The organism is Pseudoxanthobacter soli DSM 19599 (assembly GCF_900148505.1).
In the GTDB taxonomy this organism is placed as follows: Bacteria; Pseudomonadota; Alphaproteobacteria; order Rhizobiales; family Segnochrobactraceae; genus Pseudoxanthobacter; species Pseudoxanthobacter soli.
In genome coordinates, this window is record NZ_FRXO01000001.1 from 938,627 (window position 1) to 954,165 (window position 15,539).

At 66.2% G+C, this 15,539-nt stretch carries 11 protein-coding genes; 2 read left to right on the forward strand and 9 right to left on the reverse strand.

What is annotated here, in order from left to right; all coding sequences use genetic code 11:
• Nucleotides 1-68: 68 nt before the first annotated feature.
• Complete coding sequence (locus BUF17_RS03985) at nucleotides 69-3,224, reverse strand: efflux RND transporter permease subunit (RefSeq protein WP_073625828.1); 3,156 nt, start codon at nucleotides 3,222-3,224, stop codon at nucleotides 69-71.
• Entirely contained in the window at nucleotides 3,224-4,408 is a 1,185-nt protein-coding gene (locus BUF17_RS03990; RefSeq protein ID WP_084563898.1) for an efflux RND transporter periplasmic adaptor subunit, read from the reverse strand. Before BUF17_RS03990 ends, BUF17_RS03985 begins: the two co-directional genes overlap by 1 nt.
• A 289-nt stretch (nucleotides 4,409-4,697) precedes the next feature.
• Between BUF17_RS03990 and BUF17_RS03995 the strand changes: the two genes are divergently transcribed.
• On the forward strand, nucleotides 4,698-5,390 hold the full coding sequence (locus BUF17_RS03995) for a TetR family transcriptional regulator (RefSeq protein ID WP_073625829.1): 693 nt from the start codon (nucleotides 4,698-4,700) through the stop codon (nucleotides 5,388-5,390).
• 35 nt (nucleotides 5,391-5,425) lie between these two features.
• Here BUF17_RS03995 and bfr read toward each other — a convergent pair whose 3' ends face one another.
• The 7 genes from bfr to BUF17_RS04030 form a co-directional block, all read right to left on the reverse strand.
• Complete coding sequence (bfr, locus tag BUF17_RS04000; protein ID WP_073625830.1) at nucleotides 5,426-5,908, reverse strand: bacterioferritin; 483 nt, start codon at nucleotides 5,906-5,908, stop codon at nucleotides 5,426-5,428.
• A 131-nt stretch (nucleotides 5,909-6,039) separates the two neighbouring features.
• Nucleotides 6,040-6,621: a (2Fe-2S)-binding protein gene (locus tag BUF17_RS23075; RefSeq protein ID WP_073625831.1), complete on the reverse strand. Its 582-nt coding sequence runs from the start codon at nucleotides 6,619-6,621 to the stop codon at nucleotides 6,040-6,042.
• A gap of 356 nt (nucleotides 6,622-6,977) precedes the next feature.
• A complete protein-coding gene (glpX, locus tag BUF17_RS04010; protein WP_073625832.1) occupies nucleotides 6,978-7,973 on the reverse strand; it encodes a class II fructose-bisphosphatase in 996 nt (331 codons plus the stop codon).
• 41 nt (nucleotides 7,974-8,014) lie between these two features.
• The gene (locus tag BUF17_RS04015; RefSeq protein ID WP_073625833.1) at nucleotides 8,015-9,346 is read right to left on the reverse strand and encodes a homoserine dehydrogenase; all 1,332 of its coding nucleotides are present in this window, start codon (nucleotides 9,344-9,346) and stop codon (nucleotides 8,015-8,017) included.
• 199 nt (nucleotides 9,347-9,545) lie between these two features.
• Complete coding sequence (locus tag BUF17_RS04020; protein ID WP_073625834.1) at nucleotides 9,546-10,763, reverse strand: LL-diaminopimelate aminotransferase; 1,218 nt, start codon at nucleotides 10,761-10,763, stop codon at nucleotides 9,546-9,548.
• Nucleotides 10,764-11,048: 285 nt separating this feature from the next.
• A complete protein-coding gene (locus BUF17_RS04025; protein WP_073625835.1) occupies nucleotides 11,049-11,522 on the reverse strand; it encodes a hypothetical protein in 474 nt (157 codons plus the stop codon).
• A gap of 230 nt (nucleotides 11,523-11,752) precedes the next feature.
• Nucleotides 11,753-13,345 (reverse strand): ABC-F family ATP-binding cassette domain-containing protein, encoded by a 1,593-nt coding sequence (locus BUF17_RS04030; protein ID WP_073625836.1) that lies wholly within the window; start codon nucleotides 13,343-13,345, stop codon nucleotides 11,753-11,755.
• Between the two features lie 386 nt (nucleotides 13,346-13,731).
• Here BUF17_RS04030 and BUF17_RS04035 point away from each other — a divergent pair, with 386 nt between their 5' ends.
• Nucleotides 13,732-15,537, forward strand: a complete 1,806-nt coding sequence (locus BUF17_RS04035) for a PHA/PHB synthase family protein (protein WP_073625837.1) — start codon at nucleotides 13,732-13,734, stop codon at nucleotides 15,535-15,537.
• The last annotated feature ends 2 nt before the right edge of the window (nucleotides 15,538-15,539 follow it).

The window sequence follows — 15,539 nt, forward strand, 5'->3', positions numbered from 1 at the left end:
AACGCACATGGCGGCAGGTTGCCCCGCCGCCATGGCCGCAATGCGTCAGTCTCGCGCGACCGGAGCCGCTATTCACCGGCGACCGAATGGTGGTCGCCGGATGTGCCGTGCGCAGTGACCTCTTCCTTCGGCTTCGGCGCCTTCCATGCGATCAGCCGATAGAACATCGGAATGAAGAAGATCGCGATGAAGGTCGCCGCGAGCATGCCGCCGACGACGCCCGTGCCGATCGAGTGGCGGCTGGCTGAGCCCGCGCCGGTCGATAGCGCCAACGGCAGCACGCCGAGGATGAAGGCGAGCGACGTCATCACGATCGGCCGGAAGCGAAGCCGGGCGGCATCGAGCGCCGCCTCCGCTGCCGAAAGCCCCTCACGCCGTCTCAGCACCGCGAACTCCACGATCAGAATGGCGTTCTTGGCCGCGAGACCGATCAAGGTGACGAGGCCGATCTGGAAATAGACGTCGTTGTTGATGCCCCTGAGATAGACCGCAACCAGCGCGCCGAACAAGGCAAACGGCACGGCGAGGATGACGGCGAACGGCAGCGACCAGCGCTCGTACTGGGCGGCCAGGATCAGGAACACCATGATGATGCCGAAGATGAACGCCTGGGAGCCGCTGCCGCCGCTCTGGATTTCCTGGAAGGCCTCGCCTGTCCAAGCGATCTGATAGCCCTGCGGCAGCACCTCGGCAGCGAGTTGGCGCATCGCCTCGATCGCCTGCCCGGACGAGTAGCCCGGCGCCGGTCCGCCCATCACCTTGGCGGCGGTGAAGGCGTTGAAGCGGTCGATCTGGTCCGGGCCGATGATGCGCTCGACATTGAGCAGCGTCGAGATCGGGATCATGTTGCCGCTGTCGGAGCGGACATAGACCTGCTTCAGGTCGTCGGGTTTCGAACGGAAGCCCGATTCCGATTGCAGCGTCACCTGATAATTTCGGCCGTAGAGCGTGAAATCATTGACATAAAGGCTGCCGAAGGTCGCCTGCATGGTCGAGAAGATCGAGCCGATCGGCACGCCGAGCGCCTTCGCCTTCTCCCGGTCGACCTCGATCTTGTACTGCGGAACGTCCGCACTGAAGGTCGAGCGCACGCCTGCAAGTTCAGCGCGCTTCGCCGCGGCCTGTACCAGCGCGTCGGTCGCCTTCAGCAGGTCGGCGATGGAGCCGCCGGAACGATCCTGCACGAACGCCTCGAAGCCACCCGTCGTGCTCATGCCCATGATCGGCGGCGGGTTGAAGAACAGCACCAGCGCGTCCTGGATGCCGGCGTTCATGCCCATGAAGGTCATCGGCAGGGCACGGGCATCGAGGGACGGGTCGCGGCGCTGCGCCCAGTCGGACAGCGTGATGAACGCCACGCCAGCCGAGGTCTTGGCGGCGCCCGACAGGAGGTCGTAGCCAGCGAAGCTCGTCACCGTCTGCACGGCCGGGTGGGTGCGCAGATTCTTGGAAACCTGATCCATCACCGCCGCGGTGCGGTCGAGCGAAGCGGCCGGCGGAAGGATGGCCACCGCGAACAGAATGCCCTGGTCCTCGTCCGGCACGAGGCCGCCCGGCACGCGCTCGAACAGCATGTAGGTCACGCCGAGCATGGCGGCGACCAGCACGAGGCCGACGATGACGCGCTTCAGGAAGAAGCGCACGCCGGCGGTGTAGCCGACCGTGACGGCGTCAAAGAAGCGATTGAACAGGCGGAACGGCAGCCACGGCCGGCTGTGTCCCGGCTTTAGGATCACCGCGCAGAGCGCCGGCGTCAGCGTCAGCGCGACGATGCCGGAGATCGCGACCGAGACCGCGATGGTAACGGCGAACTGGCGATACATCTCGCCGGCGAGACCGCCCATGAACGCCACGGGCACGAACACCGCAATCAGCACCAGCACGATGGCGATCACGGGTCCGGTGACTTCCTTCATCGCCTTGATGGCCGCTGCCTTCGGCGGCAGCTTCTCCTGAGACATGATGCGCTCGACGTTCTCGAGCACCACGATGGCGTCGTCGACGACGATACCGATGGCGAGCACGAGGCCGAACAGCGTCAGGAGGTTGATGGAGAAGCCGAGCACCAGCATGCCGGCGAAGGTGCCGATGATCGAGACCGGCACGGCGATGAGCGGAATGAGCGTCGCCCGCCAGTTCTGCAGGAACACGAACACGACGCAGACGACGAGCACCATCGCCTCGATGAAGGTGTGGATCACCTCTTCGATGGAAACCTGCACGAAGCGGGTCGTGTCGAACGGGATGTCGTACTTGATGCCCTGCGGGAACTGATGCGCGAGTTCGTCCATCCGCGCGCGCACCGCCTCGACGGTCGCGAGCGCGTTGGCGCCAGGCTGCAGATAGATGCCGATCGGAACCGTCGTCTCGCCGTTCTGGGTGGCGACGAAATTATAGTCCTGGGCGCCGAGTTCGACGCGCGCGACGTCCTTCAGCCGCAGCGTCGCCGCGTTGGCGTTGGACCGCAAGATGATGTTCTCGAACGCCGCGGCATCCGGCAGCCGGCCCTCCGTCGTCACCGAGTAGGTGAAGGCCCGGTGCTCGTCGAGCGGAGGGTTGCCGAAGCGGCCGGCGGCGAACTGCGCGTTCTGCTCGCGGATCGCAGCATCGACGTCTGCCGGCGTCAGGTCGAACTGTGCGAGCTTGTCCGGATCGAGCCAGACGCGCATCGAGTAGTCCTTGGCGCCGAACAGCGAGGCGTTGCCGATGCCCGGCACGCGTTTCAGTTCGTCGATGACATTCAGCAGCGCATAGTTCGACACGAAGATCGCGTCATATTGCGGGTTCTCGGAGGTCATGGTGATGACCGCCAGGATCGAACTCGCCTGCTTGTCGACCTTCACGCCCTGCCGCTGCACTTCCTGCGGCAGGGTCGACAACGCACGCTGCACGCGATTGTTGACGTTGATGGTCGCCTGATCGGGGTTGGTGCCGATCTGGAACGTGACGGTGAGCGTCATCGTGCCCGCGGCGGAGTTGGACGACTGCATGTAGAGCATGCCGTCCACACCGTTGATCTGCTGTTCGAGCGGCGCCGCGACGGTCTGCGCGACCACCTCGGCGCTTGCGCCCGGATAGGTGGCGTTGACCACCACCTGCGGCGGCACGATCTCGGGATATTGGGCGATCGGAAGAACGCGCATCGCGGCAAGGCCGGCGAGCACGATCACGATCGAGATGACCGATGCGAAGACCGGCCGTTCGATGAAGAAACGCGAGCCCATCAGTCGGCCTTGGCAACGGAGGAAACGGGGGTCGAGGACGCTGCGGTCGCGACCGTGACGGGGCTGCCGGGGCGCACCTTCATGACACCCTGGGTGATCACGCGGTCGCCAGGTTCAAGCCCGGAGCGAACGATCCAGCCGTCTCCCAGTTCGCGACCGAGTTCGATCGGCTTCATCTGCGCGTCGGATTCGCCGTCCACCACATAGACGAAGGTGCCTTGCGGCCCCTGCATCACGGCTTCCTGCGGAATGACGACCGCGTCCTTCAGCGTGATGCCGCTGATGGTGGCGCGCACGAACTGGCCGGGCAGCAGAAGCCCGTCGGGGTTGGCGAACTCCGCCCGCGCCCGCACGGTGCCGGTCTGCAGGTCGACATTGCGGTCGGTGAAGTCGACGATGCCCTCGGTCGGATAGGTTTCGCCGTTGGCCAGCTTGAGTTTCACGCTGAGCCGGCCGTTGTTGGCGACAATCACGCGCCCGGAACTGATGAGGCGGCGGATTTCGGCGGCTTCCGCGTCCGTGAACGAGAAGTTCACATAGACCGGATTGAGCTGGGTGATCCGCGTCAGCAGGCTGTCGTTGGAGCCCGTGCCGACGAGACCGCCCTCCGGCACCACCTTGAGGCTCGTCACGCCGGTGATCGGCGCGCGAACAGTGGTATAGCCGAGATTGATTTCGGCGGTCTTGAGCTGCGCCTGAGCAACAGCAAGGTCGGCTTTCGCCGTCTCGACGGCGGATGCGGCGTCGTCGCGCGCCTTCTCGGTGCCGAACTTGCGGTCGAAGAGCGCCGAGGCACGGCCGCTGTCGTTCTCGGCCTGCTTCAGGGCGGCCTCAGCACGCTGCACCTGCGCGGAGGCGCGGGCGACCTCGGCCTCGTAGGTGGCCGGATCGATGCGGAACAGCACGTCGCCTTCCTTGACGGTCGCGCCCTCCGTGAAGTTGCGGGACATCAGGATGCCGGCGACGCGCGCGCGCACCTCCACCTCGCGAAATGCCGACACGCGGCCGGCATATTCGTAGGAAAGCGGCACGTTCTTGCGTTCCACGGTGGCAATGGTGACGGCCGGCGGCGGAGGAGCACCCTGAGCGAACACAGGCGCAGGAGAGAGCAGACCGGACACGGCAACAGGAGCCAGTCCAAGAAGCGCCGCGCCGACGGCCAAAACCAGCGACTTCGTCCTCATCTCTCTGTCCTTTGCAAACCATCACCGGCGGCCCGCAATCAGGCACCGCTCGGTCTCGTTTTCATGCAAGCGCGTGGATGCCGCCGGTCTGACGGACGCACCCGCCCCTTCGGGTCGTTCCGCCCCTTCGGCCCACGCAGAACCGGAAAACGGCGAAACAGGCGGACGCGGCGGCTCGGGAGGGAAAACCGGACTCGACGGCACCACGACCCGAGCTATATACATTCACGATCGTATGTAAGCAAGCCACGAAACCGGGCGAACGGAACCCGGACGGCGCGAAGGACCCATGGCGCGTAGAACGAAAGCAGAAGCCGAGCAGACCCGCAACGACCTGCTCGATGCCGCGGAAGCCTTGTTTTTCGAGCGTGGCGTATCGGGCACATCGCTCGACGATATCGCGCGGGCTGCAGGCGTCACACGCGGCGCCGTCTATTGGCACTTCAAGAACAAGCTCGATCTGTTCTGCGCCATGGAGCACCGCGTCCGGTTACCCCACGAGGAACTGCTCGAACGGACGATGTCCAGGAAGGACGCCGAGCCGCTGGATGTCATCGAGGAGTCGGTGGTCGCCTCGCTCTCATCCCTCTTCCAGGACGAGCAGAAGCAGCGCGTGCTCTCGATCCTGTTTCACCGCTGCGAGTATGTCGGCGACATGGCCGAAGCACTCGCCCGACTCGAGGAAGCCAAGAGCCGGCTCTGGGTGATGTTTCTGGATGCATTTCGAGAGGCTTCCCGGCGCGGCCAGCTCGCGGCGGCCTGGACGCCCGAGGTGGCATGCTTGACGCTGCGCGCCTGCATGACGGGGCTTCTGGACGAGTGGATGCGAGACCCGCTCAATCCCGGCGAGTGCAATGCGAGCTGCGCCTGCATCGGCAGTCTGTTCAGCAGCTTCCGCAGGGGCTCGCCCGCCGACCTGCCCCCGCATCCCCTGCTCGAAGAAGTGCTGCAGGAGGCCAAAAAGCAAAACGGCCGGGAGTGACCCGGCCGCTCGATCCTTGAAAGCCGTTGCGGCGATCAGGCCTCGTTGGCGGGCGCGGCCTGAAGCTGGCCGTACTTCTGCACGCCGATCGACTCGAGCAGCTGAAGCTGGGTCTCGATGAAATCGATATGGCTTTCCTCGTCCTCGAGCAGGTCCTCGAAAAGCTCCATCGTCACATAGTCGCCCTTGTCGCGGCAGAGCTCGCGGGCCTGCTTGTAGAGCGCACGGGCGGAATATTCGGCCGCGAGATCACACTCGAGAACTTCCTTGATGTTCTCGCCGATTCGCAGCGTATCGAGCGTCTGGAGGTTGGGATGGCCTTCGAGGAAAATGATGCGCGTCACCAGCTTGTCAGCGTGGTGCATTTCCTCAATCGATTCCTCGCGCTCTTTCTTTGCAAGAAGCGTGAAACCCCAATCGTCGAGGAGGCGATAGTGCAGCCAATACTGATTGATCGCAGCAAGCTCATGCTTGAGCGACTTGTTCAGTATCTCCAGAACTTCTGGATCGCCCTTCATCGTCTTCTCCTCGGCACACACGCATCGCGCCCGCTGTCTGGCCGGACGGTGCATGAGTTTTAATCATTCCAATTCCGGGAGCGCAATAGGGGAAGATCCATAGAGGCCCCGACATCTGTCGGAGCATCAACTCACGCCGTGCGGCGGAAGGCTAGATCGGGAATGGTCGCAGCCCCATCTGGAGCATTCGAATCCGCAACGCCCCGGCGACCATCAGCCGCCTGCACCTCCGCGGCTTCGGCCTGCGCGGCGCCATCCGCGTGCGCCACGGCCGCGAGGGCGAGCGTGATGACGACGCCACCGCTCGACGTTGCAGCGGTCGCCTTGTCCATCTCAGACTCGGCGACAGGCGCGTGAACGGCCGGCAAACTCCGCACGTCATCGTGATCATGCGAGGACTGACAGCCGCAAGCCGCCTCCGCGGGCTTGGCGGTCCCCTCAAGGCCGAGTGCCGTCGCCAGCCTCGGAGCAAGAAGGATGCGGCCGCTTCGGGTGGTGCGCTCCAGCCTGACGTCGGCGATCTCCGCCTCGACGGCAGCACGGTGGATCACGTCGACCACGAGGGGGAAGCAACCGCCGCATTCGGGGCGGCAGCCGAGCGACTTGAATACGGCGCCGGGGGTGATGATGCCGCGATCGGGCTCCGAAGCGATCTCGGCCGCCGCCTTCGCGAGCGTCCGGTGGGAAAGCCGGTTACACGAACAAACGATCATCTGTCCCGTGGGTCCTTCGCGAGCCTGAGGCGCACATGGCGCGCATCACGAGGACATTGCGGGCCGTCGACACAATTGGGCTTTTGCGAGCCATATGCAAGTGTTTCAAATGCAAAAGAGCCAGAACGCAGGCGCATAACGCCCTGCAATTTCAATAGAATAAGAACAATCCTAAACTACGACGGCAAGCGATGGTGCGGCCATCGCTCGGTTGCGCCGGAGTGCGCATGAGCATGGGCGGCAAACAGTGGCGCCGCTTCTCGGCCCACAGGCCGCAACGCAAAACGGGCGGCGCCTTCCGGCCCCGCCCGCTGATCGTCACGTCATGCCATTCCCGGCCCGGCCGGAGCCGGTGCTCATTCGGTGCGGAACTTCTCCACCAGCGGATGCACGGCCTTGATCCACCGCTTGGTGCGGGTCGCCGAGCGCATCACGAGGGTCTCTGTCGAGACACCATGGCGGCCGAAGCGCACGCCCGAAAGCAGGCTGCCATCGGTGACACCGGTCGCGGCGAAGTAGACGTCGCCAGAGGCGAGTTCGTGCATCTCGTACTTCTTGTCGGCCTCAGCTATCCCCATGCGCTTGGCACGGGCGCGCTTTTCCTCGGTGTCAAGAATCAGCCGGCCCTGCATCTGGCCGCCGATGCAGCGCAGCGCGGCTGCGGCCAGCACACCCTCCGGTGCACCGCCGATGCCGAGATAGATGTCGACGCCGGTCTCTTCCGGCTCGGTCGTGTGGATCACGCCCGCGACGTCGCCGTCGGAGATCAGCTGCACCGCAGCGCCGGTGGCGCGCACAGCCTCGATCAGTGCGGCGTGGCGCGGCCGGTCCATGATGAGCGCAGTGATGTCCTCGGGCGCGACGCCCTTGGCCTTGGCGAGGGCCTTGATGTTCTCAGCCGGGGTGGCGTCGAGATCGACGACACCCTTGGGGTAGCCCGGCCCGATGGCGATCTTGTCCATGTACACGTCGGGTGCGTTCAGGAGGCCGCCGCGCTCGGCGATCGCCAGCACCGCCAGCGAATTCGGCTGGTTCTTGGCGCACAGCGTGGTGCCTTCGAGCGGATCGAGGGCGATATCGACCTTCACGCCGCCACCCGTCCCGACCGTCTCGCCGATATAGAGCATCGGCGCCTCGTCGCGCTCGCCCTCGCCGATCACCACGACACCGTCGATGGGCAGAACATTGAGCTCGCGCCGCATGGCGTCGACCGCGGCCTGATCGGCGGCCTTTTCGTCGCCGCGGCCACGCAAGCGGGCGGCGGCGACAGCAGCGCGTTCGGTCACGCGCACCACCTCGAGGGTGAGGATGCGCTCAAGCACGGCGCTGCGCGGCTTTTCAATCGTGGACATGTGGGCCTCTCGGTCAATCGCGCGGGCCGGCCTGGCCGGCATCACGCGAGCTTTTCGATTCGGATCATCTTCGGGGGGCCGGCAACGACGCTCTCGGCCGCTATCGCGCCGATCGCGGCCCGGACGGCCTCTTCGGTGGTCTCGTAGGTGATGAGCACGATCGGCTGCACCACCGAGGGCACGGCCGCGCCGGGCGCATCGGCGCGCGGCGCGCGGCGGCGCTGCACGATCGACTCGAGCGAGATGCCGTGGTCGGCCATGTGCCGGGCGATGGTTGCGAGCGCTCCCGGCCGGTCCTCAATCAGGAGCCGGAGATAATATCCCCCTGCATGGCGGGCGATCCGGGCGGCACTATAGGGCTGCATCGCCGAGGCCGGGCGGCCGAAGGTCGGGATATGGCGGCCGGTCGCCACGTCCATAAGGTCCGCGATGACCGAGGACGCCGTAGCCTCGCCGCCGGCGCCGGGACCGACCAGAACGATCTCTCCCAGCGCATCGCTGTCGACGGCGACGGCGTTGAGAACGCCGTCGATGCGGGCGATGGCCGAGGACTTCGGCACCATCGTCGGATGCACGCGCTGCTCGATGCCGTCGCCGGCACGGCTGGCGACACCGAGCAGCTTGATCCGGTATCCGAGTTCGTCGGCCGCCGCGATGTCTTCCGGCGTGATGGCGGAGATGCCCTCAATCAGGATAGCGTCGGCATCGACCTCGGTGCCGAAGGCCAGTCCGGTCAGAAGCGCAAGCTTGTGGGCGGTGTCGTAGCCCTCGATGTCGAAGGTCGGATCGGCCTCCGCGTAGCCGAGCCGCTGCGCCTCCGCGAGACAGGTGGCGAAGTCGAGGCCTTCGCGCTCCATCCGGGTGAGGATGTAGTTGCAGGTGCCGTTCAGGATGCCGTAGACGCGGCTGATCGCGTTGCCCGGCAGCGCCTCGCGCAGCGTGCGCACGATGGGAATGCCGCCGGCGACCGCCGCCTCGAACCCGATGCCGATGCCGGTGTCGTGGGCCTCGGCCGCGCGGGCGAGTGCGTTGCCATGGCGCGCGAGCAGCGCCTTGTTGGCAGTCACGACCGGCAGCCCCCGGGCGATGGCCGCTTCGACAGCACGCCGCGCAGGTCCGTCCTCGCCGCCGATGACCTCCACGAAAACATCGATGGAATTGTCGTGGGCGAGATCGGCGGGATCGTCGTACCAGGTGACGTCGGAAAGATCGACGCCGCGGTCCTTGCCGCGCGAGCGCGCGCTCACGGCGGACACCACGATCGGCCGGCCGCAGCGCGCTTCCAGATCCGCCCGGCGGCGCTCGAGCAAACGGAGGACCGCGATGCCGACGGTTCCGAGGCCGGCAAGGCCAACGCGCAGGGGTTCAACCATCGGGACAGCGGATCCTATCGCGATCACGCGACCGGCAGCCTGGGGACCGGTCGCGAGACCTTCGAGAAAACACAACGCGCGCGACGCGGTCGGCCGCGGCATCCCGCGAACCGCCGCGTCGCGGCGAACACGACGCATCATCCCCGTCAGGCTGCGGTGCGATCGACGGATCGAGTGCCGCGCACCGGGCGGGAAGCGATCAGCGGTGGGCGCTGATCGGGATGACGTTGTGCAACGTTTCCTCGGACGTTTCAAGGAAGCGGCGCAGGTTGCGGGCAGCCTGGCGAATGCGTTGCTCGTTCTCCACGAGCGCGATACGCACGAAGCTGTCGCCGTGCTCGCCGAAGCCGATGCCCGGCGAAACCGCCACGTCCGCCTTCTCCAGCAACAGCTTGGAGAACTCCAGGCTGCCGAGCGCGCGGTAGGGCTCCGGGATCGGCGCCCAGGCGAACATCGAGGCGCGCGGGGACGGAACCTCCCAACCCGCACGGCCGAACGAATCCACCAGGATGTCGCGGCGCTTGCGGTAGACGTCGCGCACTTCCTGGATCGCGGCGTCGCCGCCGTTGAGTGCGGCGGTGGCGGCGACCTGGATCGGCGTGAACGCGCCGTAATCGAGATAGGACTTCACCCGTGTCAGGGCTGCGATCAGGCGCTCGTTGCCGACCGCGAAGCCCATGCGCCAGCCGGGCATGGAAAAGGTCTTCGACATCGAGGTGAACTCGACCGCGATGTCGTTGGCGCCCGGAACCTGCAGGATCGAAGGCGGCGGCGGGCCGTCGAAATAGATTTCCGAATAGGCGAGGTCCGACAGCACGAAGATCTCGTGCTTGCGGGCGAACGCCACCACATCGCGGTAGAAGTCGAGATCGGCCACGGCGGCGGTCGGATTTGCCGGGTAGCACAGCACGACCGCGATCGGCTTCGGGATCGAATGCACCACGGCGCGTTCCAGCGCCTGGAACAGTTCGGGCCCGGGATCGGACGGCACCGAGCGCACCACGCCGCCGGCCATCAGGAAGCCGAAGGCATGGATCGGGTAGCTCGGGTTCGGCACCAGCACCACATCGCCCGGCGCGGTGATCGCCTGGGCCATGTTGGCGAAGCCTTCCTTGGAACCCAGCGTCGCCACCACCTGGGTGTCGGGATTGAGCTTCACGCCGAACCGGCGGTCGTAATAGGCCGCCTGTGCGCGGCGCAGGCCGGGGATACCCTTCGACGAGGAATAACGGTGGGTGCGCGGATGCTGCACCGCCTCGCAAAGCTTGTCGACGATGTATTGCGGCGTCGGCAGGTCGGGATTGCCCATGCCGAGGTCGATGATGTCGGCGCCCGAAGCTCGCGCGCTCGCCTTCAGCCGATTGACCTGCTCGAAGACATAGGGCGGCAAGCGCCGGATTTTATGGAACTCGTCCATCGCCTCAACCTCAATCCATGTTTGTTCCGGCGGCTGCATTCCCTGTCAATGCCGCCGGGCCGCGGATATCGCTCTTCTCCCTCCCGCGCCAGAATGAACGGACGCGGCAGTTTCCCTGCTCGGGATGGATGCCGTGATCGGCGCCGATTACGGCGCCCTTTGGGCGCCCAGCCGGCCTCAAGCACTTTCCGATCGCAAGAAATCTTCGGATCGGAAAGAAATCGCTCAGCCGTCAGTTTGCAGGCGCGACTCTATCACCGTTTGCAGAACGGCGCACGCCGCACGTCAGTTGGTGGCACCGGCGTCGGCGTCCGGTTCGGCGCCCTCGGCGGGCTTCGTGCCGCTCTCGATGATCTTGCGCGCGTCCTCGGCGTGGGTCGCGCCGAGCGCGGTCAGTTCCGCTGTCGTGTCCTGATGGGAAGCCAGTGCCGTCGCCTTGCCCGTCTCGGCATCGAGCGTCTTCTGCAGGTCCCCCTGATAAATCTGCTGCTCGCCCTGGGTCATCATCACCGGATGGGTGGTGACGGCCTTGTAGGCGAGATTGGGGAAGCCGTTCTTCTGGGTTTCCGGCACCGTTGTGCCGGGCGGAACCGTGCCGTGCGTCATCGTATACGGAATGACGCGCGAGGTCGGATCGTCGCTGCAGCCGGCGAGCACGAACGCCAGCGACGCGGCGGCAAGGGCCGAAGCTGCGCTTGCCAGCCGGCGCGAAGCGGAGGGTGCGGCCTTGCCGGCCGGACGAAGACGCACGATCTGCATGTCGCTCGTTATCCAAATACGGTTTTCGGCACACCGACGGCCCCGGGCGACCGGGCAGCGGAGATGCGCGGGACCATACGCTGCCGGAACGCCGGAGCAAAGCATGTCATCCTCCGGTTAGCCGTTTCACAACGCGGCGCGGAAAAGATGCCGCCCTCGATAAAGCCGTGCGATTCGGGGTGCGGTTGCGGTCCGGCGCGCCCTGCCCGCTCCACCTCCGACCGACGCCGTCATCCACCGAGCCGGATCGTCCGTTCGATGCTGATGGCCTCAAGGAAGGCCGGATCGTGGCTGACCACCAGCAGCGCGCCATCGAATGCCTTCAGCGCGGCTTCCAGCACCTCGACGGAATCGAGATCGAGATGATTGGTCGGCTCGTCGAGAACGAGAAGCCAGGGCGGACGGTCGCCCGCCAGCGCACATGCCAATCCGGCCCGCAGGCGCTCGCCGCCGGAAAGTACGCCGACCGGGCGGAGCGCATCGCGATTGCGGAACGCGAAGCGCGCGCACGCCGCATGGGCCGCCTCGCTGTCGAGCGCCGGATTGAGCCGGCGGACATTGGCGAGGATGCTGGTGGCGCTGTCGAGCAGCCCGACATGCTGGTCGAGCATGGCGATACGCCCCTCAGCCCGCCGCAACGTTCCACCCGCGGGCGAGACGATGCCGGTCGCGACCTTCAGCAGGCTCGTCTTGCCGACGCCGTTCGCGCCGGAGACCGCCACCCGTTCCGGGCCACGGATGTGAAGGGTCCACGGACCGAGCACGCGCTCCTCCACCGCAACCGTCACCGCCTCCATCGTCAGCAGTTCAGTGCCGGACGGCAGGCCGCTCGGCGGCAGGACTATCTTCAGGGGGGTAGCGATCTCGACCTTCGAGCGGGCTTCCTCCGCCCGCGCCGAAGCCGCGTCCATCAGCCGCCTGTCGACGCGCCCGCCCCTGGCGCCGGTGTTCTCGGCCCGCTCGGCCTGGGCACCGAGCAGGAGCCTCGGCTCCGAGCCCCGCGCGGCGAAGGCGCGCCCGGCGGCGTCACGCCGCTCGCGGGCCTCCCGCCGGCGCTGGGCCGCGTCCTTTGCCTCGCGGAGGCCTGCAGCGGCACGCTCGAGTTCCCCGGCCGCGTCCGCACGCCGTGCATCCCGTGCCTCGGCGAACGCGGACCAGCCGCCACCCACGACGGCGATGCCGATGGGCGAAAGTTCGACGATGCGATCCATTCCCTCAAGCAACGCCCGGTCGTGGCTCGCGACGAGAACGCCGCCCCGCCAGTTGGCGACGAGGGCGTGGACGGCTGCGCGCCCGGCCGCATCGAGGTTGTTGGTCGGTTCGTCCAGCAGGAGAAGATCCGGCGCCTCGACGGCGAGCCGCGCGAGACCCACGCGGGTGCGCTCACCACCGCTCAACGTCCCCATCGCCCGGTCGAGCGGTAGCCCAGCGAGGCCAACCTCCGCCAGCGCTGCTGCGACGCAGGGCTCGATGCTCCAGTCCGCCAGTTCGAAATCGTTGGCACGACCCTCGCCGGCCAACACGCGCGCGATCGCGGCCATTGCCCGTTCGATCCCGAGCGCCTCGGCAACGCTCTCGTCGGCCCGCCATTCCTGGACGAGGGTTCCGGTGGCGCCGGAAAGCGTCACGCTGCCGGAGGCCGCCTCGGCGGTGCCGGCCACGATACGCAACAGGGTCGACTTGCCGCACCCGTTGCGGCCGACGAGCCCGACGCGCTCGCGCCCGATGGAGAGGGTGAGGCCGCTGAAGAGAGGCCTGCGGTCAGGCGTCGCCGCACAGACCGACGTCAGCGTGAGAAGGGCGGCAGAAGGAGATGAAGACATGGCAAACCGTGCAGGCGGACGAAAACAGGCGACGCGCGTTTTTCATCCGGCTATCCACGGGACCATCTCCTTCTCGATCGGAGCCCCGACCTGACGTGCCCCCTCGTCCGGGGACAGCGTCTGAGCGGCAGGAAACCCTGCCGGATTCAAGGGCTTGAGCCTATTATAGTCGGTCGGACCATTCCGACTCCACTACAATTTCCCCAGAAACCTGGCGATGCGAAGGCAGGAAGCGTCGCAATCTTGACCCTGTTCGCGGTTGTGACATGGCGCGACGGTTGTCAGGACAGCGTCATGCGGCACTATATGATGGCGAAGGCGGGCCGGTTGCGGCGCGCGGCGGACGCCGTCCGCCGTCGGGCCCGGCGATTGAGGAGCGGCGAGCGATGAACGAGCGGAACGACAATCCGCTGTACAAATATATCGTGCAGGATCCGGAGGCGTTCGCCCAGAACCTGGCACGGTTCATCGAGGAGGGCGGCAAGGCTGTCGCCGCCTATATCGAGCCGCGCGAGAAAGGCGAAGCCCGGACCCGCGTCGCGGACGACATCGCCGAGGTGATGAAGACCATCGGCCAGATCAGCGAATATTGGCTGTCGGATCCGCAGCGCGCGGTGGAGGCTCAGGCGCGGCTCTGGTCGGGCTACATGGATCTCTGGGACCAGTCGCTGAGGCGGATGATGGGCGAGCGCTCGCGCCCCGCCGCCGAACCGGATCAGCGCGACCGGCGGTTCCGCGATCCGGAGTGGAGCGAGAACCAGTTCTTCGACTTCCTGAAGCAGGCCTATCTCATCACCACCCGGTGGGCCGATTCCCTCGTCGAGGGCGCAGACGGGCTGGACGGCCACACCCGCCAGAAGGCCGCGTTCTATATCCGCCAGATCGCCAACGCGATCTCGCCGTCGAACTTCGTGCTGACCAACCCCGAACTCCTCCGAGAGACCGTTTCGAGCAACGGCGAGAACCTCGTGCGCGGCATGAAGATGCTCGCCGAGGACATCCGGGAGGGCAAGGGCGACCTGAAGCTACGCCAGACCGATACGACCAAGTTCAAGGTCGGCGAGAACCTCGCCGTGACCCCAGGCAAGGTGATCGCGGAGAACGCGCTGCGACAGCTCATCCAATATTCGCCGACGACGGAGACGGTGCGGAAGCGTCCACTGCTGATCGTGCCGCCCTGGATCAACAAATATTATATTCTCGACCTCAATCCAGAGAAGTCGCTCGTCAAATGGCTCGTCGACCAGGGACACACCGTGTTCATGGTGTCATGGGTCGATCCGGGGGCCGAACTCGCCGAGAAGACCTTCGAGGACTACATGCGCGAGGGCATCCTCGCGTCCCTGGACGACATCGAGAAGGCAACCGGGGAGAGCGGCGTCGATGTCACCGGCTACTGCGTCGGCGGCACGCTGCTCGCCGTCGCTCTGGCACACATGGCCAATGCCGGCGACAGCCGCATCAAGACCGCCTCGTTCCTGACGGCCCAGACCGATTTCTCCCATGCCGGCGATCTCAAGGTGTTCGTCGACGATCGCCAGCTTGAGATTCTCGAGACGCGCATCAACGAGCGCGGCTATCTGGACGGCAGCGTGATGGCGCGCACCTTCAACATGCTGCGCTCCAACGACCTGCTGTGGCCCTACGTCATCAACAACTACATGCGCGGCAAGGAGCCGTTTCCGTTCGACCTCTTGTTCTGGAACTCCGATTCCACGCGCATGCCGGCGGCGAACCACATCTTCTACATGCGCCGCTTCTATCTGGAGAACGCGTTCGCCAAGGGCCAGCTCTCCATCGACGGCGAACCGCTGCGGCTCAAGAAGATCCGGGTGCCCGCCTATCATCTCGCGACCCGCGAGGATCACATCGCGCCGGCAAAGTCCGTGTTCACCGGCGCTGCGATGTTCGGCGGACCGGTGCGTATGGTCGTCGCCGGTTCGGGCCACATCGCCGGCGTGTGCAACGCCCCGGTGCTCGGCAAGTACCAGTACTGGACCGGTCCCGCCCCGTCCGGCGCGTTCGAGGACTGGATCGCCAATGCCAAGGAGCATCCCGGGTCATGGTGGCCGGACTGGGATGCCTGGCTAAAGAAGCACGATTCCGAGATGGTCCCGGCACGCGTTCCGGGCGAGCGCGTGGGCGTCATCGAGGACGCGCCCGGCCGCTATGTCATGACCAAGGCGGCCTGAAC